15 protein-coding genes are annotated in these 17745 nt (G+C 60.8%); 9 read left to right on the top strand and 6 right to left on the bottom strand.

Features of this window, described 5'->3' with window-relative positions; genetic code table 11:
- Positions 1-154 precede the first annotated feature (154 nt).
- Together VH599_19285 and VH599_19280 are read left to right on the top strand one after the other, a co-directional pair.
- Positions 155-3259, top strand: coding sequence for a hypothetical protein (locus VH599_19285; GenBank protein HEY7350465.1), 3105 nt, complete (start codon positions 155-157; stop codon positions 3257-3259).
- A gap of 131 nt (positions 3260-3390) precedes the next feature.
- Positions 3391-4185, top strand: coding sequence for a septum formation initiator family protein (locus VH599_19280; protein ID HEY7350464.1), 795 nt, complete (start codon positions 3391-3393; stop codon positions 4183-4185).
- Between the two features lie 20 nt (positions 4186-4205).
- Here the strand turns inward: VH599_19280 and VH599_19275 are convergent, their stop codons facing one another.
- Complete coding sequence (locus tag VH599_19275; protein HEY7350463.1) at positions 4206-4376, bottom strand: hypothetical protein; 171 nt, start codon at positions 4374-4376, stop codon at positions 4206-4208.
- Positions 4377-4600: 224 nt separating this feature from the next.
- On the opposite strand from VH599_19275, the gene VH599_19270 reads away from it, so the two are divergent.
- From VH599_19270 to cutA, 6 genes are all read left to right on the top strand, one after another.
- Positions 4601-5362, top strand: a complete 762-nt coding sequence (locus tag VH599_19270) for a hypothetical protein (protein ID HEY7350462.1) — start codon at positions 4601-4603, stop codon at positions 5360-5362.
- 269 nt (positions 5363-5631) lie between these two features.
- On the top strand, positions 5632-6438 hold the full coding sequence (locus tag VH599_19265; protein HEY7350461.1) for a cyclase family protein: 807 nt from the start codon (positions 5632-5634) through the stop codon (positions 6436-6438).
- Between the two features lie 126 nt (positions 6439-6564).
- Positions 6565-7908 (top strand): solute carrier family 23 protein, encoded by a 1344-nt coding sequence (locus VH599_19260; GenBank protein ID HEY7350460.1) that lies wholly within the window; start codon positions 6565-6567, stop codon positions 7906-7908.
- Positions 7909-8037: 129 nt separating this feature from the next.
- The gene (locus tag VH599_19255; protein ID HEY7350459.1) at positions 8038-8919 is read left to right on the top strand and encodes a xanthine dehydrogenase family protein subunit M; all 882 of its coding nucleotides are present in this window, start codon (positions 8038-8040) and stop codon (positions 8917-8919) included.
- Positions 8916-9422 carry a (2Fe-2S)-binding protein gene (locus VH599_19250; GenBank protein ID HEY7350458.1) on the top strand — a complete coding sequence of 169 codons (507 nt, stop codon included), beginning with the start codon at positions 8916-8918 and terminating at the stop codon, positions 9420-9422. Before VH599_19255 ends, VH599_19250 begins: the two co-directional genes overlap by 4 nt.
- Before the next feature lie 9 nt (positions 9423-9431).
- A complete protein-coding gene (cutA, locus tag VH599_19245; GenBank protein HEY7350457.1) occupies positions 9432-11813 on the top strand; it encodes an aerobic carbon-monoxide dehydrogenase large subunit in 2382 nt (793 codons plus the stop codon).
- Positions 11814-11835: 22 nt separating this feature from the next.
- Here the strand turns inward: cutA and VH599_19240 are convergent, their stop codons facing one another.
- From VH599_19240 to VH599_19230, 3 genes are all read right to left on the bottom strand, one after another.
- On the bottom strand, positions 11836-12342 hold the full coding sequence (locus VH599_19240) for a hypothetical protein (protein ID HEY7350456.1): 507 nt from the start codon (positions 12340-12342) through the stop codon (positions 11836-11838).
- 159 nt (positions 12343-12501) lie between these two features.
- A complete protein-coding gene (locus VH599_19235) occupies positions 12502-12915 on the bottom strand; it encodes a secondary thiamine-phosphate synthase enzyme YjbQ (protein ID HEY7350455.1) in 414 nt (137 codons plus the stop codon).
- Between the two features lie 109 nt (positions 12916-13024).
- Positions 13025-13666: a TetR/AcrR family transcriptional regulator gene (locus tag VH599_19230; protein ID HEY7350454.1), complete on the bottom strand. Its 642-nt coding sequence runs from the start codon at positions 13664-13666 to the stop codon at positions 13025-13027.
- A gap of 260 nt (positions 13667-13926) precedes the next feature.
- On the opposite strand from VH599_19230, the gene VH599_19225 reads away from it, so the two are divergent.
- Complete coding sequence (locus tag VH599_19225) at positions 13927-15420, top strand: ATP-binding protein (protein ID HEY7350453.1); 1494 nt, start codon at positions 13927-13929, stop codon at positions 15418-15420.
- Here VH599_19225 and VH599_19220 read toward each other — a convergent pair.
- Positions 15417-15761, bottom strand: coding sequence for an iron-sulfur cluster assembly protein (locus tag VH599_19220; protein ID HEY7350452.1), 345 nt, complete (start codon positions 15759-15761; stop codon positions 15417-15419). The two genes, VH599_19225 and VH599_19220, sit on opposite strands and share 4 nt — an antisense overlap.
- A 550-nt stretch (positions 15762-16311) precedes the next feature.
- On the bottom strand, positions 16312-17445 hold the full coding sequence (locus tag VH599_19215) for a PQQ-dependent sugar dehydrogenase (GenBank protein ID HEY7350451.1): 1134 nt from the start codon (positions 17443-17445) through the stop codon (positions 16312-16314).
- Positions 17446-17745 lie beyond the last annotated feature (300 nt).

Below are 17745 nucleotides of genomic sequence, written 5' to 3'. Positions count from 1 at the left end.
CGCGCATCAATCCCCCAATAGTCCCAGCCAGCCTCTCAGAAAAAATAGGCTGCTTGACAGATGAGACAGCCCACCCGTATACTCTCCTGGGGATGAGTCAACATGAGGGGGTAGCTTGCCTGGAGCTTCAGGTATTCAGAACGGAAATGCAGGTATGCCGATGAGAGATATGCTTGCCAGCGCCGAGGCGCTCGACCTGACCTTTCCCCAAACGACTGAAGGCCAGATCGTGCTGGCCCTGACCTGGACGGCTGCGCTTGTCGTGGGAGCGGTCCTGGGCATTGCGCTCCTGATGCTCCTGGCTCGCAGACCACCGCCCGGCGATGATGGAGAAGGGCGAGCGCCCGCCTGGTTTCGCCTGTATGTCGCCGCCAACTGTATCGCACTTTTCCAGGCGATCATGGCGATAGTCTGGGTGGTGGCCCAGCGGGATAGCTTTACTCAGGCAGACCTGACGGCGCAATATACCCCCAGAGGCGTCGTGCTGGCTGCGGCGCTGGCGGGCTTGCTGGCGCTTTTCTACGATGCCTCTGGAAATGCGGCCCAGCGGCTGGCGCGCGGCCAGGCGCGGCTGCGCGGGCCATATGAAACGCCCGTTATCGGCTTGCTGGCGCCGCTGGAAGAGCGGATCTGTACGGCCTATGGCCGGATGAACGGGCGCATCTGGCTGCTGATCCCCTTCCAAATCCTGGCGGTTGCCGCTATCCTCGTAATGGTCCGGCTGGGTTGGTATCTCGACAGATGGCCGCTCATCCTGCCTTTTTTGTGCTGCTGGGGCTTTGCGATCCTGGCCTTTCTCATCGTGAATAGCGCGCTGCGCCGCCTGAACCGGCGCTCCTTGCCAACTTATTGCCAGGAACTGGCAAAGCTAGGGCGCAAGTGGGTGGATGCGGTTGACGGTGAACTGCGGCTAGAGGGGTTGGGCCTCTATCAGCGGCTCGCCGACCTGGCCGATGTGCTGGGCAAAGAGCGGCTGCTGCAACAGGGCGCTGTTGCAGCAGCCGAAGCGGTGGCCGAGGCGCGGCTGGTGCTGGCGCAGGCATCGCTGGAGCCTGGCGGCGAAGGGGTCAAAGAAGCAACGCTCTACCTTGTTGGCGCTGTCGAACTACGCGATCTCAAGCGGGGCGAGTGGTTGGGGCTGGGCTGGCTGCTGGCGTCGGATTATGTGCCAGAGTCACTGCTCCAGGATCGCGCGCGCTATGGGCATTTCCTGCTCAGCTACTGCCGCGCCTGGTCGGCGGCGCAGCGCCAGCTTCACCAGAAAACGCCCCTCAGCGCCGCGGTCAAGACCAATGTGCGCCTGGGGCTGGTCGTGAGCGCGCTGGAGCGGCGCGTCTGCGGGTTGGCGCCTGTTCCCCCGGCCAACGCGCAGCCGGTGAAGGCTGAAGAAGCGGGCAGCGGAGCCAACAGCGAAAAAGCCGCGCCCTGGCGCTCAGATACCTTTCTGCCGGAACTGGCGGCCCGCCACGATCTGCGTCTGCTGCTGGCGTTGAACGAAGCCGTCGTCCAGCTTGACGGAACGCTCCCCTGGGCGCGGATAAATGCCGGATTGTGTCGGCTGGCTGTAGGGGACGCCGCGCTCGCTCGCGCGCACCTGGAGGTCGCCGCGTCCCAACGCCGCGATGACCGGGCCTTGCCGTTCTATCGCGCGGTGGCGTATGCGCGCGAGCAGCAGAGCAGCGAGGCGCTGGCGCTGCTGGAGGAAGTGACCGAGAAAGAATTGGGCTGGTTCCTGGTCGTGCGCACGTATGCTGAGACGCTGCTCGATGTCTTGCAGACGCCGCTGCTCTCGACAACCACGACGATCCCTGCTCAGACGGTGAACGCGGAGCGTTGGAGGCGGGCGCGCTCGATTATCGAGCGCGCCCTGTTGGAAGAGGAGATGCAGGCGAAGCTGCAACTGCCGACAGCCGCGCCTATCTATATCGCGGCGGGCATGGCGGAACTCTTTGAAGCTCAGCAGCCATCCCAGGCCGATCTCTGGTTCCGGCGCGCGTTGAGTGTGGATCGGCAGAGCGCGCAGGCGTGGTATGGGCTGGCCCTGACCTCTCTGGAACAGGGCAATATGGATGCGGCGCTCAACTCGGCTCAAGAGGTGCTGCGCCTGATAGCGCAGCATATCCCGGCGGCCACGCTCTGCGCGCACGTCTTGATGGTACGTGGTGAGATGACCCCGGCCCTGGCAATGGCCGATCAGACCTTGCAGTTGATAGGCAACCCCGCCGTTGCTCAGATACGTGTGACCCATTATCCCCGGCTCTATCCAGAGCGTGACGTTCTGCTGCGCGTCAAAGGTCGCGCAGCTTTTGAGCAGGGGCGCTTTGACGAAGCGTTTGCCGCGCTCGATCAGGTCGTGCGCCGGTATGTAGATGCGCGCTTCTTTGCCGCTTGCGCCCTGTATCACATGGGACGCTATGCTCAGGCGACTGAGCGGCTGAAAGATTACCTGGCAAGCAAAGAGGGAGAGCGCGATAGCCGGGCCTTCCTCTACCTCGGATGCGCGCTCCACGCGCAGGGACCGCAGAACCTGCGGGCGGCGCTGAACGCCCTGGATACCTGTCTGGCCGGAGCGAAGCCCGGCGCCCCTGAGCGGCTGCGGGCGCTGCTGGAGCGCGGGCAAATCTACGAAGAGCGCGGCCAACTGGAACAGGCCCAGCAGGATTTCGAGGCCGCGCTGGAGATCGAGCGAGCGCCCTTGACCAGCTACGTGCTGGCCGCGCTCTATCATCGGGCGGGGCGCGATCAGGACGCTTACGCCCTGCTGGCGGCGGTCAGTGGCGAGGAAAGCGACTTCCAGGGAGCGGATGCATCTGCTCAGGCGCGGGCGGCCTCCTCGCCGGTAGGAACCACAGGTGGGGAGCCGCCTCCCTCTCTCAATACCGTTGTCTTGATGCAGCCTGATGAGTCGGTTGGGGAAGAGATACGCCGCCTCAAAGAGATTTTGCGCGAACGCCTGGTGGCAAGCGCGCAGCCGCGCGCTGAAGACCGTACCGAACAGACTGCCCAGGAGGTACAGACGCAGGCTCCAGCCGCCGAGCAGCAGAGCGCAGCCAGCAGCGACGAGATCACGACAACGCTTGAGAAGAAAGCGCCGACCAGAGGAAAACCGAAACGCTCACGCACGAAGCCGGGCGCGGAAGCGCCTGCTGCGGACGATCAGCCGATAGATGAGATGCCAACGCTGACCGGCGGAAGCGTTCAGAATGAGGTCAGGAGCGATGCCCCGGATGCTGGGGCGCGCGGGACGCGCCAGGAATAGCGAGTGGCCTGGTTTTTGCGTGGAGGAAGCTGAGTTCTGGCAGGCGGCGCGTTCCCCGCTGCATATTCGCTTGCATGTCCCCTGGCTGGACTGGACCCGCTACCTCGACCCGCTATAAGGAGAAGGGCGCTATGAGCAGTGACCAGCAAGATTTTCTGGAGCGCCAGGAGGCGCGTCGGCGGCGCATGCAGCAGCGCCAGAGCCAGCAGCCCGCTTCGGGCCGCTCGTCTCGCCCGGCTGGTGAAAGCGACGAAGCAGCCAGTCGCCAAACTGGAGATCGGGCGCAGGCCGCCGCCAGGGGAAAATCTGCGGCGGCTAAACCGCCTGCGCCGCCATCGCAAGCGCGGTTGTCTTCGACAGCGGCGGCCAGGAAGGCTGGCAGCGCCGCGCCAGCGGAGACAAAGCGCAAAGCGGACCGCCTGGACGCCGAGAAGCAGCCAGCGCCAACCAGAAACTCTGGCGGCCTGGAAGGGCGTTTGCTGGCAGAGAGGCCAGAGGGCAGACGCGCCGCCGCGAGACGCGAGGAACTGGCCGGTCTGCCGCCGCTCCCGCAGGAGCCGAGACCCTCGCTGCTGGCGCGCCTGATTCTCTGGGGTACGGCGGCGATCTGTGGCTTGCTGATTCTGGCAACCATTGGCGAAGCCTGGACCGTCCATCGCCTCAATCAGCAGGTGGCTGCCAACCAGCAGGCCGCCGATCAATTGCAGGCGCAGAATCAGGCGCTTGCCAACACGATTCAGCAGCTTCAGCAGCCGTCAACTATTGAAGCGGAGGCGCGCAAGCTGGGCTTTATCTTTCCTGGCGATCAGCCGGTGGTTATCGTCACAACGACACCAGCGCCAGCGTCGCCAAAGCAAACCGCGCCGCCCTCATCAGACTGGTTTGGCTTCTGGACGGATTGGCTCAAGCTGTTCTTTGGGGGATAGTCCGGGCCAGTATCAGCCATTCACTTCGCGCCAGCGAGCAGGATCAGCATCAAGGTGAAGAGGCCAAAGAGAAAGACTATGCCAACCAGGAAGGCGATAGAGAGCATGCTGTAAAAGCTGTTATCGGCAGGTTCTTCCGGCTCGGCATCCTGGGGCGCTGCGTGCGACGACTGTGGGGCGACGTTTGCCATGATAGTCCTCCGAGGCTCAGCAGACGGCTGCTTGAAAGATGCCCTATACACGCTGCCGGACAACTGGCGTCGAATGGGCCGCCGCTCGCGCCAGTGCCAGCACTGCGGTTGTGGTGAGACGCAACCCGGTTGTGAGAATATCCGCTCCCTGTTATACTGGGAGCAGTTGGTGAAAACAGGTCTCCTGAAACGTATAGTACACCAATTTGCGCGAGGAGGGCAACATGTCGTCGCGTGGGATCGATTTTACGAAGCTCCAACCGGAACCGGAGGAACCCCGGGGGCCAGTACGCCATATAGCGCATATCGGGCGCGGCATGAGCATACAAGAGTTCCTGGATCAAGAGCAGACCTATCCTTTTTATGGCTTGCTGCTGCCTAGTGCGGGCGATAGTCAACTGAACCGCTATCTGCGAAGCTCCTGGGAAGCCATTCATACGATGAGCGGCTCCGCCTGCCTGCTCATAACCACCCTGGTGCCAGAGCATCCCACCAAAGAGATGCGCAATTTTTTGACGAATCTGGTGGGCGATGAGGACAAAGCCAATCAAGCCTGGAAAGAGTATCGCTACAGCCCTGAACAGGTGGCGGCTGATGTCTATGGGCTGGCGCAGCAAATCCACGTTGCCTATGATAAACTGCCCTGCCTGGTCTTGATGACCGATCTCAACTCAAACCAGCGGCTGATTCAGCGCCTGCCCGATTGGGATGACCAGCACCTCACCAGCTTTTTTGAGGCGCTCTTTACCAAAACCAATACCCACATGCGCGAGCCTGATCCCCACAGGCGCTATCAAGCCCTCAAGGGCGAGCTTGGGCTGGGATTTATGCTGCGCCAGCGCGTGGGCCATGCTGTGGGCGGCGTTCAAGAGACGCTGGCGCACGTAGAATGGTCGGAGGTCATTCAATCAACGCTCACCAATAAAGAATTGATGGCAAGCGCATTTAAGCTCTTCCTGGGCGTGCTTGGCCTCGCAGCCGCCTAAGTACCTCTCAGGCGCGGCTGATCAAAAGCCGCGCCTGTTCTGTTGAATAAAGATAAAGCTGCGCAGCCTCTTTTGGCAAGATATAGCCTTGCGCACTCGCTCGCTATCTGCTACAGTGCCTATAGTATCTGCAAGCGTCTGGCCTGTAGCGCCTTCTCTCTTCTAATAAAGCTTCCTGAAACCCACGCCTCTTGTCTTGTATATGTGCTCTGATGGGCAGAGACGCCCTCATCTAGCCAGAACGCCGATAGAGGAAGGAACGAACCGCGATGATACCCGTTGATCTCTCCCATGCGCGGGTCATTGATCTCTCCCAGAACTGGGATATGCACACGCCAGGGTTTGCCACCTATGAAGGCCCGACGATTAAGTGGATTAAACGGGTGGCCTTCGATAAAGTCGGCGGCCAGCATATCGCCTCCACCCTGCATGTAGGCACCCATCTGGACGCCCCCATGCACTTTGTCACCAACGGCCAGGATATTGCCAGCATCCCCATTGATACGTTGTTTGGTCCGGCGGTGGTGGTTGACCTGGAAAAGCTGGGCATTGGCGATTATCAACTCTATGGGCCGACTCATTTCGAGGAATGGGAGCGCAAGACTGGCATTCGCATCGAGCGCGGCGATATTCTGGTCATTCACACCGGCTACCACAAATATTATCCCAGCAACTGGTACGGCGAGAGCCAGTACGATGAGACCCGCTATTTTATCAAACACCCAGGCCCAACCCGCGCCTTTGCCGATTGGGTGCTGGAGCGCGGCATCTCCTGGCTGGCCGTTGATGCTGGCTCCGCCGATCATCCCATGAACACCGTCATTCGCAAGGTGCGGCCTGATCTGGCCGAAGAGGCCGAACAGGCGCTTGGCCGCAAACTGGACGACATTTTTCCAGTGCGCGATTATCAGGTCATGCACTATCATCTCTTCCCTCATAACGTCTTTCACGCCGAAAACGTCGGCGGCCAGATTGATGATGTCCTCGATCAACGGCTCTGGATCGGGTGCTTCCCCTGGCGCTTTGCCGGTGGGGAGGCGGCGTTCTGCCGCGTGGTGGCTTTTGTGCAGGCATAGGCGGCTCACGCTCGCGCGCCCGCGCGAGGCAGCGAAGCTGCCAAGACTGCGGGCGCCGCAGAAGGCGCGGATACGGCCTCCGCGCTAGCGAGATATATTCGGGAGCCAGCACGAAAGGAGCAAGCTATGGCGATTTCCGTCAAGGGCATGTTCACATGGACGGAGAAACGCGAAGGCGTGATTGCGCCAAACGAGCGATTACCCTGGGGCAGCAGCATTGCGCTGGGCCTCCAGCACGTGCTCGCCATGTTTGGCGCAACGGTGGTCGCGCCTCTCATCATGGGTTTTCCTCCCAATACGGCAATCTTCTTTTCGGGCATCGGCACGCTGATCTTTTTCCTGATTGTGGGAGGAAACGTTCCGAGCTATGTCGGGTCCAGCTTTTCCTTCATTGCCGTGGTGCTGACAGCCGAGGCTCAATATGGCGGCATTTCAGCGGCTCTGGGCGGTATCATTATCTGTGGGGTGGTGTACGCGATCATTGGCCTGATTACGATAGTTGCTGGAACGCGCTGGATCGACATCTTGATGCCCCCAGCCGTGACCGGCACCGTCGTGATGATTATCGGCCTGAACCTGGCGACGGCTGGCGTCGCCTATATCACTTCCCCTGGCGCTTCAACGAACGATGTCTGGATCGCCATCATCACCATAGCAGCGGCGGTCCTCTCGGCGGTCTATCTGCCGGGGTTCTTGCGCCGCTTGCCGATTCTGATTGGTGGCATTGTTGGCTATATCGTCGCTATCCCGCTGAAGCATATTGATTTTTCTTCGGTGGGCCAGGCTGATTGGTTTGGGCTGCCCAAGTTTACTGGTCCGACATTCAATGGGTCGGCCATGCTCTTGATTGCGCCCATTGCCATTGTGCTGGTGGCAGAGAACACCGGCCATATCAAGGCGGTGGGTACGATTACCGGGCGCAACCTGGATAAATACCTGGGGCGCGGCTTCCTGGGTGATGCCGTGGCGACGATTGTTTCTGGCTTCGGCGGCGGAACGGGCGTCACCACCTATGCTGAAAATATCGGCGTGATGGCGATGACGCGCGTCTACTCGACAGTGATCTTTATCATTGCCGCCTTCGTGGCGATTCTGCTGGGGCTGTGTCCCAAGTTTGGCGCTTTGATCGGGATCATTCCGGGTCAGGCGCAAGGCGTTCTCACCGGGTTGTCCATTGTGCTGTTCGGCTTGATTGCCGCAACGGGTGGACGTATCTGGGTGGAAAGCAAAGTGGATTTTGGCAAGTCGCGCAACCTCATGACGGCAGGCGTCGGCTTGATTCTGGCGACCGGCGGCTATGTGCTGCACATCGGAGACTTCGATCTGGTGGCTATTCCCCTGGCGACTTTCGCCACCATTATTCTCTATCAGGTGCTGCGCGACCCCAAAGAACAGGCTGAGAAGCCAGCGGAGGCGGCAGTAGGAACACCTGGCGGCGCGGCGGCAGAGGGTGGCGTGGCATCAAGCTGATGCTCTGATGCCCTGATCGTGTGAAGTGGCTGGCGATTGGGCATGGCGGGCCGTCCCAACGTGGGGCCATGCCCAGGCGTCGGCTCATGAATCATTTGCGGCTTGCAGGAAGGGAGGGCCGGAAGACCAGTGAAACCAGCAGCATTTGCCTATTATGAGCCGACGACGAAAGCCGAGGCTCTGGAACTCCTGGGAGAGTTGAGGTGGGGAGCAAAAGTGCTGGCGGGAGGGCAGAGCCTGGTTCCCATGATGAATATGCGCCTGGCAAAACCAGAGGCGATCATTGATATTAACCGGGTGAAAGAGCTGGCCTATATTAAAGAAGCCGAAGCTGGCCTGATGATTGGCGCGCTGACCCGTCAGCGCGCTATCGAGCGTTCGCGGGTGGTCAAGAAACGCTCCCCGCTGCTGGCCGAGGCGATTCTTTTTGTGGGGCATCCGCCCATTCGCTCGCGGGGAAGTGTTGGCGGCAGCCTCGCCCACGCCGATCCCGCAGCAGAGCTTCCGGCGGTGCTGCTGGCCCTGGATGGCTGGGTACATGCCACCGGCCCCAGCGGGACACGCCGTATTCCTGCCGCTGAGCTTTTTGTGGGGCCGCTGCTCACATCCCTTCAGCCAGATGAACTGCTGACCGAAGCCTGGTTTCCCTTCCTGCCGCCGGGGACGGGAACAGCCTTTCTGGAAGTGACCAGACGACACGGCGATTTTGCGCTGGTCGGCGTCGCTGCCTGCCTGACGATTGACCAGCAGGGCATATGTACCAGGGCTGCGGTGGCCTTGCTGGGCGCGGGCGAAACACAGGTGCGCTCGGCGCAGGCAGAAGCCTGTCTGGTGGGCTATCAAATGGATGGGCAGGCGATTGAGGCGGCAGCCGCTGCCGCGATGGCATCCCTGGAGCCGGTGGGCGATATTCACGGCTCGCCGGAATACCGGAAACAAGTGGCAGGTGTGCTGACGCGCCGGGCGCTCGGCATCGCCTGGGGGCGGGCGCGCCGAAGGAGCCAGCTATGATTGAGCCAAAAACCAGGGCAACGCGAGCCAGGACGCTGCATCTGAACGTGAATGGCAAGCGCGTTGCCGCCAAGGCCGAGCCGCGCATGCTCTTGAGCGATTTTTTGCGGCATGAACTGGGGCTGACGGGTACCCATGTGGGCTGCGAACATGGCGTCTGCGGCTGCTGTACCATTTTATATAACGGGGTGCCTATCCGCTCCTGCTTGATGCTGGCGGTGCAGGCCAGGGGGTCGCGCATCGTCACCGTCGAGGGATTGGCGAACGAAGATGGCTCGCTGCACCCCATCCAGCAAGCGTTTCTGGATTGTCACGGGCTGCAATGCGGCTTCTGCACGCCAGGCTTTTTGATGGCAACCTATGCCTTCCTGAAAGAACATTCTGCGCTGCGTATGACCGATGAGGAGATTCGCGTAGCGATTGCCGGAAATCTCTGCCGCTGTACGGGCTACCAGGGCATTGTGCGCGCTGTGCGCCAGGCCGCGCAAACAATGAAGAAATAAGGGAAAACGATGACGACAAAATTGCTCGGTGAACCCATCAAGCGGCTCGAAGACCCCCGGCTGTTGAAGGGCCAGGGCCAGTTCGTTGACGATATTCACCGGCCTGGGATGCTGCATGGCGCGGTCTTGCGCAGCCAGCATGCCCACGCCCGCATCAAACGACTGGATGTCAGCAAGGCGCGAGGGCTGCCTGGCGTGCAACTGGTGCTGACGGCGGATGATCTGGGGCCAGCAGGCGGCTCGCTGCCGCTGCTCATTCCCCATCCGGCGCTCACCCAGCCGCGCACCCAGCGCGCGCTGGCCGATGATGAGGTGCGCTATGTTGGCGAAGCGGTGGCTTTTGTCGTCGCCAGAAACCGCTATATCGCTGAAGACGCGCTGGAACTGATCGAGATCGAATATGATCCGCTGCCCGTCGTCGCTGCGCTTGATGCAGCCATCCGCGAAGATACGCCGCTGGCGCATGCGGATGTGCCGCGCAATATCGCCGCGCATCTGGTGCAGACGGTGGGCGATCCCGATGCCGCTTTTGCGCGGGCGGCCTATATCGTCAAAGACCGCATCCGCATGGACCGGGGCGCTGCCCACCCGATGGAGACGCGCGGCATCGTGGCCGAGTGGGACGACGCGGCAGAAACCCTGACCTGCTGGATTTCCACTCAGGGACCGATTCCCATCAAGAACGGGCTGGCGATGCTCTTCCATCTGCCAGAGCATAAGGTGCGCGTGATGGCCCCCGATGTGGGCGGCGGCTTCGGGCCGAAAATCATGATGTTCTATCCCGAAGAGATTCTCGCGCCGATGGCCGCGATGCGTCTGAATCGTCCGGTCAAGTGGATCGAGGACCGCATCGAGCATTTTATTTCGACTAACCACGAGCGCGAGCAGATTCATGATATTGAGATCGCCTTTGATAAGGATGGGCGTATCCTGGGTGTCCGCGATACCTTTCTGCACGATACCGGCGCGTTTAGCCCCTATGGCATCATCACGCCGCTGATTACGGCAACGCAGGTACCCAATAATTATAAAGTCCCCAATTATCGCGTGGAGTTTACCGTCGCCTATACCAATAAAGTGCCGGTCAGCCCCTATCGCGGCGCGGGCCGACCACACGGCGTCTTTGCAATGGAGCGCCTGCTGGATAAAGCGGCCCACGAAATCGGCCTGGACCGCGCCGAGATTCGACGGCGCAATTTTGTCCAGCCGGACGAGTTCCCCCATGACGTGGGCCTGATCTTTCAGGATGGCGGCCCAACCACCTACGACAGCGGCAATTACCCGGAGGTCCAGGCGCGGGCGCTCAACATGATCGGCTGGGACAGTTTTAAGAAGCAGCAGGCGCGGGCGCAGGGGCGCTACCTGGGGATCGGCCTGGCAAATTATGTAGAAGGCACCGGCATTGGCCCCTATGAGGGGGCGCAGGTGCGCGTTGATGTGCGCGGGCATGTCTTCGTGTCCACCGCCGCCTCAACGCAGGGGCAGGGCCACTACACCACCTTCGCCCAGATTGCGGCGAGTGAACTGGGCGTACCCCTGGAGAAAGTGACGGTCACAACCGGCGATTCGACACAGTTCCGCTGGGGTTCAGGTACCTATGCCAGCCGGGCGCTGACTGTTGCAGGCAATGCTGTAGGTCTGGCGGCGCGCGCGGTGCGCGAGAAAGCCGCGCAGCTTGCCGCCGATCTGCTGGAGGTCAGCCCGGAAGAACTGGAGTTCGAGAACGGCGTCGTTTCGGTGAAGGGCGCCCCTGGCAGATCGTATTCGCTGGCGGCGCTGGCGGTAGCCTCCAACCCGATTCGCTACGCCTATGGCGAAGTCCCTAAACTGCCAGCGGAGCCGCTGCCGCGCCAGGGACCGGCGCTTGTTCCAGGCAAGGAGCCGGGGCTGGAAGCCATTCGCTACTACAGCCCACCGCACGCGGCCTTTGCCAGCGGCTGCCATGCCGCCATCGTCGAGGTTGACGCCGATACCGGCATGGTCAAGATTCTCAAGTACGCCGTTGTCCACGATTGCGGCGTGATGGTCAATCCGCTGGTGGTGGAGGGTCAGGTCTATGGCGGCGTGGCGCAGGGGGTCGGCGGCGCGCTCTATGAGAAGCTGGACTACGATGAAGAAGGGCAGTTGCGCAGTGGCACCTATATGGACTTCCTGATCCCCTACGCGACAGAGGTGCCCCATATCGAGACCGACCATGTGGAGACACCTTCACCGCTGAACCCGCTGGGCATCAAAGGCGCGGGCGAGGCCGGGGCCATCCCCACCCCTGCCGCGCTGGTCTCGGCGATTGAGGATGCCCTGTCGCCGCTGGGTATCCATATCACCCAGGCGCCGGTGAAGCCCGATATGCTGCGCGAGCTGATTGCCGAAAAGCGGGCGCAGGCCCGTTGATGTCGAGGGAGTAGGCAAGGTTTCAGTCGTCGCTGGTCTCATAGACCGGGCGGCGGAAGCAATCCCCCAGTTCCTGGTTGATTAAGGCGGTGTTGCTCCACAGATCGCGGCTGAGGATATGGTGCGTCCCGTTGCAGTAGGGTTTATCGCAGGGCTTGTAATGGCTCTTCTCGAAGAGCAGGTTCTCGCCCTCGACGCTCACCCAGATATGCTTGCGGGAATAGCCATCGCCCCATTTCAGCAGCAAACCGCCCTGATACTCATCGAAGCGCCCCTGGCCGTAGAGGAAATCGCGGTTAAAGCGGCTCAAGATTGGGCGCACTTTGCTCTCATTGATGATCTGCGCGGCTGCCGGGTTCAAGGTCGTCGTTGCGCCAGCGTCCAGATCGTCTTTGGGGATCGAAAGCTGGCGTGAGGATTGCTGGGCTTCTTGAATCATTTCCTGAACATAGCTCGCTTCTTCATCGCTCAGACTGTGTGATTCGCCAAAGATCGGAGACTTTTTCGGCGGGTTATTTCGGCTTGGCATGACATGCTCCATAGGCTTACAGGTGGCCCCGCAGCTAGCGCCAAAGTCAGTTCAGCGCCAGCCTGGGCCTGGCAGCACTCTGCTGATGAGCGTTCTTCGTTAGAGACAGTCTACCATGTGCAAAGGACTTTCCGCCAATCAGCAGTACCAGACCCTGATTTATTCGCCCATAATTTTCAGGATGACGCGCTTGGATCGCTGACCGTCAAATTCGGCGTAGAAGATGCGCTGCCAGGTTCCCAGATCAAGCTGCCCCGCTGTAATGGGTACGATCACTTCATGATGCACCAGCAGCGATTTCAGGTGCGCGTCGGCGTTGTCTTCGCCGGTCTGGTGATGCCGATAGCCGGGCTTCGCCGGGGCCAGATGCTCCAGCCACTCCATGATGTCGCTGTGCAGACCAGGCTCGTTGTCGTTGACAAAGACGCCTGCCGTAATGTGCATGGCCGAAACCAGCACAAAGCCTTCCTTGATGCCGCTTTCGCGCACGGCCTCGGCTACCTGCGGTGTGATGTGCAGCAGTTCGCGGCGCTGCTTTGTGTTGAAGGTGAGATATTTCGTGTGGGTTTTCATTGCTCTCTTCCCATCTGGTAGGAGGTGGAAGAACAATACTGCACTGGAAAGAAGATACCTCCTATCCAGTCTTTTGCCTCTACGATGGAGGGCGCGCAGGAGTTGCACATTACTGCGTATCATTTTTCGCTCCTCCAGCCTGTTCTTCTTCTCCCTGGATGGGCGGGCCGAAAAAGAGCCGCTCGATCAATTCAATCAGCCGCTCGCGGTAGAGTTCCTCATGTTTGCCATGCTCGATGCCAAAGCACTGCTTCATGACGGCGCTCACCAGGGCAATGATCATCTGAGCGTAGCTGCTCGTATCAAAGGGTTTGAGTAAGCCGCGTTCAATCGTCTGCCGAAAGAACTGATCCAGCGCGTCTGCAAGCTGCTGGTCAGCAACCCTGAGCTGTGACATCTCTTCGGGTGATGGCACGTTCACCTGGAAAAGCGACATGACGCTGAGATTCTGATGACAGGTACGAAAAGACTCCTCGATGAGCAGGCGCGGAACCTGGCGGATCGGTAGGGTCAGCAATTCAGAGGATTGCATTACCGCTGCAATCGCTGTGTTCAGAGAAACCGACACCTCTATCAGAATCTGGCGCTTATTCTCAAAATATAGATAAACGGTTCCGACAGCCACACCGGCTGCGCGCGCGATCTCTGCAATGGTTGTTTCTTCGTATCCCTGCTTCGCAAAGAGCGTGCGCGCCGACTCGATGATGGCCGCGCGTTTGTCGCGTATGTCGTCGCGTGCAGGTGCTGTCATAGTGTCTTCCGCCTGGCTTGTTGTGCCTTCTTGTGAATGAATCTCATTCACAAGAATGATGGCATAACCTGGAGCTACTGTCAATCCTTTTTGTCAAACTTTAAGCGCATCCTTGAGAGCAAATGGCAGAAGCAGCTTTTGCATACGATATTCCCAGGCGATTACCTCCGGTATAGTCGTCAAATATGGTACAATTTTATCGAGTAGTAACGATAAGAGTAACTTTGTTGATTTTATCGAAAGCGGGAGGGTACAAGGTTATGCTTGATCGGCTTGCTGTCAGTAATCCCTGGTGGCTCGATCCCACTGCGATCAACCGTGATCGCCATCTGCGCGCGCTGGAGACTTCGCCGTTTCGTCGGCCTTTGCCCATTGTCGAAAGTTTGCGCACCGACGCGCAGCTTGTCTATACGCTGCGTGGACCGCGCCAGGTTGGCAAGACGACGGCGGCCAAGCTCCTGGTGCGCCGCTTGCTGGAGGCAGGCATCGCGCCTCGGCGGGTGATGTACTACGCGCTCGATCTGGAAGGCGAGCCGGGCGCGCTGGAGGCCATCGTTCGCACAGGCATGCAAACGGCGCGAGCCACGCCGCCGCCAGCGATGGGCCTGCCCACCTATTACTTCATTCTCGATGAGATTAGCGCGGTTCCCGGCTGGCAGCAGGCGATCAAGTGGCTGCGCGATAATACCACGGCTGCCGAGGCATTTTTCCTGCTGACCGGCTCGGTTGCCTCGGATATTCGCGCCGGGGCCGAACGGCTGCCTGGTCGGCGCGGCGCGGAGGCGCATCTTGATCGTATCCTGCTGCCCTTGTCCTTTGGCGAGTTTGCCTCGGCCTGCGCGCCCGACCTGTCGCCACCGCCGCGTGTGTTGACTCCGGCTGATCTGGCGCGGCCAGCGGGCGCGGCAGCCGATGCGCTCTTGGGCAATGCGTTCCTGGTCGGGCGCCTGGATGACTTGTTGCAGACGTATCTTCAGGTGGGCGGCTACCCGGCGGCGGTGCGCGATCACCTGACCACGCCCGATGGCGTGGTGAGCGAAAGCACATCGCGCCAGCTTTGGGATATGGTGGCCGGGGATGTCAGCCGCTTTCGCGGCGATCCACTCAAGGCGCTGCGGCTGATCGAGCGGGCCAGCGTTGATCTGGGGTCGTCGGTCAGCTATAACCGGCTGGCGACGCATCTAGGCTACGCGGTGGATACGGTGGAAGATTATGTGCGGCGGCTGGGCGAGTCCTTCCAACTGCTGACCCTGCACTTCTTCGATCTCTCCAAGGGCGCGGTGGCTCCGAAGAAGAATATCAAGCTCTATCCGGTTGATCCACTGCTAATGCAGTTGCCGCGCGCCATGCTCCACAGCACCCGCCTGCCTGAGCCGTCGGCGCTGGTTGAGTCGGCGCTGGCGCTGGCGCTCTTTCGGGCGGCTGAACTGGACCTGATGGAAGCTTTTCATGTGCCGCGCACGCTCTTTTACTGGCGTTCTGAACGGGCCAGCGCCGAGCGCGAAGTGGATTTTCTGCTGGACCCGACAGGCGCGCGGCTGGCGTTTGAGTCAAAGTACGGGAATATCGTTCAGGGCTTTGACGCGGCCACGCTGCGGCGTGTCTTTGGCGGCGGGACGCTCTTTACGCGCCAGGAACTGCGCCTGCCCACCGGGGAGGGAGAGGATACGGTGGCGCGCATCCCGGCGGCGCTGGCGCTCTGGCTGCTGCCGCCGGGGCAGGCGATTGTGGGCAAGGGGCCGCTGACTGCCTAACCGATGCCCAGTTCCCATCTGGCGTCTTCAGACATGCGATCAGGCGTCCAGGGCGGGTCGAAGGTCAATTCGACCTTGGCCTTCTTGACGCCCGGCACTTCCAGCAGCCGGGCCTCGACCTCGGCCATGACCTCACCCGCCACCGGGCAGCCCATAGCCGTCAGGGTCATGACGACGCCCACACTGTCAACACCGATATTGACTTCGTAGACCAGGCCAAGATCGACGATGTTGACGGGAATCTCCGGGTCATAGCATTCGCGCAGGGCGTCAATGACGGCATCCTGGTTGATGTCAATGGTTTGTCCGGTTTGTTCTACTTCGTTGGCGGTATCGGCCATATTGGGCCTCCTGGTAAAGCAGCGCCTATCAGGGCGCGAGAGATCGTACCTTAGCAGCTTGTATCGTGAGAAGCTTGTACCGTGTCTTCTTCTCCTAGAACTATAGCCCATTGCTGGGCCAAAAGTCAAAGCGTGCCGAGGTCTGCTCGCTGGTCAAGTCTCCGGGCGTGCTCTCGGAAGGTCGCGCCGCGCGGCAGTTCCACCAATTATCGGGGGTCACTGGTAGCGCCGCCATCTTGGCGGCCAACGCTGCGCCCTGGCGAGCGTGCGCCCTTCAGGCCAGCGGACCAGCAGGCCAACGCTGGCCGCCAAGATGGCGGCGCTACCAGTAACACGCCTCGCTTGCCAACACCTCAGATTTGGGAGAACCGCCTTTGCGCTTCTGTTGCGTAGCCTGAATGCCGTGGCGACATAGTCTCCCGAAATGGGATAAGGATGCAGCGTAGGCTCGGCGGCCACGGCTTGCTCCAACGGAGGCACATCCACCGGGGGCAGCGGCGTGTCCACACGCTCCGCGCTCCCGCGGGGAGGGAAAGGCGGGGTCTGGCGACTAGCTCACTCGATAGATCGTTCCGGTGTCCGAGAAATACACCAGGTGGTCTGGTCCCTCCTTCACGTCCAGGCGGCACCCATCAGGCCCAGGCCGGACAGAGGCGTGCGGGCTTCCCGGTGTGACGATTCGCATCCCACCATTGAGGGTGCAAAAGACCAGGTGACCAGCCAATTGGGAAGGCCCAGCCGCATCAATAAAGACGGCGCCAGTAGGAACCAGGGTATTGCGCTCTGTACTGTAATCGGGCGGCGACTGACTAGCCGGGCAGGAGGCCGTCGCCAGCGGATGGCTGTACCCGTAACAGTCCGGCCACTGATAGCCTCTGCCACGCACAAGGTCCAGGACAAGGATATCATAGCCGGTGGATGGTGCATCTGCGTCGCCGGTCGGACCATTGCTGGTAACCGCAATCTGCCCAGAGGAGGACACCGCAATCCCAAAAGGATTGCGAAATCCATAAGCCCAGACCGGGTTGGTCGCCCCGAACGGATTGTCCGATGGTACTGAGCCGTCGGGGCGGTAGCGCAGGATCTTGCCGCGTACGTCTCCGGTATCCTGCGCCGACGAGGCCGAGTGCTCGTCTCCGACGGTCACATAGAGCATGCCATCGTCGCCGAAAGCAAGCCGGCCGCCCTTGTGACAGCAGTCCGACCCGGACGGCAACGTCACCAGGATGGTGGGATCTCTGCCCCTTCCACGGCAATCGCGCCAGCGAATGACGTGCTCCTTGGTGTAGTTCACGTCCGAATAAAAGGCATAGACGAAACGGTCCTGGTTGAAGGTTGGGCTGATAGCGAGCCCCAGTAAGCCGCGCTCGCTATAGCTGCCGTCTGGCTCCGTTGTGACAGTCTTCACAGTGGCAAATGTACGGGCGGCGCCGTCCTGCCACACCTTGAGCGCCCCCGACCGCTCCGTCCAGAAGAGCCGACCATCTGGCGCAAAGGCGAGCGCAGTGGCAAAGTTGGCGGCAATATTCCTGCTGGGCGGCGTCTGTCCCTGGACCGCACAAGCATCGCCGTTTGCCCGCGCACTGGGCGATGGGCCTGGACCCGGGCTCGGCACAGACGAGCACGCGCTGAGCAAGAACAGCAGGCCCGCTATCCAGGCCATGAACGAGCGTTGGTTAGGCATAGCGAGACTCTGCCACAACCAACCTACGAGCGCCTGCACAGGAGAAGGTATCTGACGCTTCGACGTTTGCCTCTGCTCTCTTGTCATGAGGGCTCCACTAGCCATGTTCCTCTAACCGATATGTTCCTTCGCAGAGTCTAGCACCCGAAGCAGTTGCTGTCTAAGTAGATAGCCATTGAAATTTAGAGGACTTCAGACCACAGCGGCGCAACCGCTCGTCATTGGTGAGGCCGTCGAGCCAAGCTACAGCTCGCTCGGCTTCTTCCTCCAACGAGGCATACGCCCGATTGGCCGCGATGA

This window comes from Ktedonobacterales bacterium (assembly GCA_036557285.1).
GTDB lineage: Bacteria > Chloroflexota > Ktedonobacteria > Ktedonobacterales > DATBGS01 > DATBHW01.
Note: the sequence above shows the minus strand (reverse complement) of the source record. Positions and strands in the feature narration are given on the sequence as shown.

Bases quoted from the DNA above. Each gene is read 5' to 3' on its own strand.
- VH599_19235 (HEY7350455.1), bottom strand. From the start codon at position 12,915: ATGAAAACCCACACGAAATATCTCACCTTCAACACAAAGCAGCGCCGC.
- VH599_19285 (HEY7350465.1), top strand. From the start codon at position 155: ATGCCGATGAGAGATATGCTTGCCAGCGCCGAGGCGCTCGACCTGACC.
- VH599_19275 (HEY7350463.1), bottom strand. From the start codon at position 4,376: ATGGCAAACGTCGCCCCACAGTCGTCGCACGCAGCGCCCCAGGATGCC.
- VH599_19250 (HEY7350458.1), top strand. From the start codon at position 8,916: ATGATTGAGCCAAAAACCAGGGCAACGCGAGCCAGGACGCTGCATCTG.
- VH599_19215 (HEY7350451.1), bottom strand. From the start codon at position 17,445: ATGCCTAACCAACGCTCGTTCATGGCCTGGATAGCGGGCCTGCTGTTC.
- VH599_19220 (HEY7350452.1), bottom strand. From the start codon at position 15,761: ATGGCCGATACCGCCAACGAAGTAGAACAAACCGGACAAACCATTGAC.
- VH599_19270 (HEY7350462.1), top strand. From the start codon at position 4,601: ATGTCGTCGCGTGGGATCGATTTTACGAAGCTCCAACCGGAACCGGAG.
- cutA (HEY7350457.1), top strand. From the start codon at position 9,432: ATGACGACAAAATTGCTCGGTGAACCCATCAAGCGGCTCGAAGACCCC.
- VH599_19265 (HEY7350461.1), top strand. From the start codon at position 5,632: ATGATACCCGTTGATCTCTCCCATGCGCGGGTCATTGATCTCTCCCAG.
- VH599_19260 (HEY7350460.1), top strand. From the start codon at position 6,565: ATGGCGATTTCCGTCAAGGGCATGTTCACATGGACGGAGAAACGCGAA.
- VH599_19280 (HEY7350464.1), top strand. From the start codon at position 3,391: ATGAGCAGTGACCAGCAAGATTTTCTGGAGCGCCAGGAGGCGCGTCGG.
- VH599_19225 (HEY7350453.1), top strand. From the start codon at position 13,927: ATGCTTGATCGGCTTGCTGTCAGTAATCCCTGGTGGCTCGATCCCACT.
- VH599_19240 (HEY7350456.1), bottom strand. From the start codon at position 12,342: ATGCCAAGCCGAAATAACCCGCCGAAAAAGTCTCCGATCTTTGGCGAA.
- VH599_19230 (HEY7350454.1), bottom strand. From the start codon at position 13,666: ATGACAGCACCTGCACGCGACGACATACGCGACAAACGCGCGGCCATC.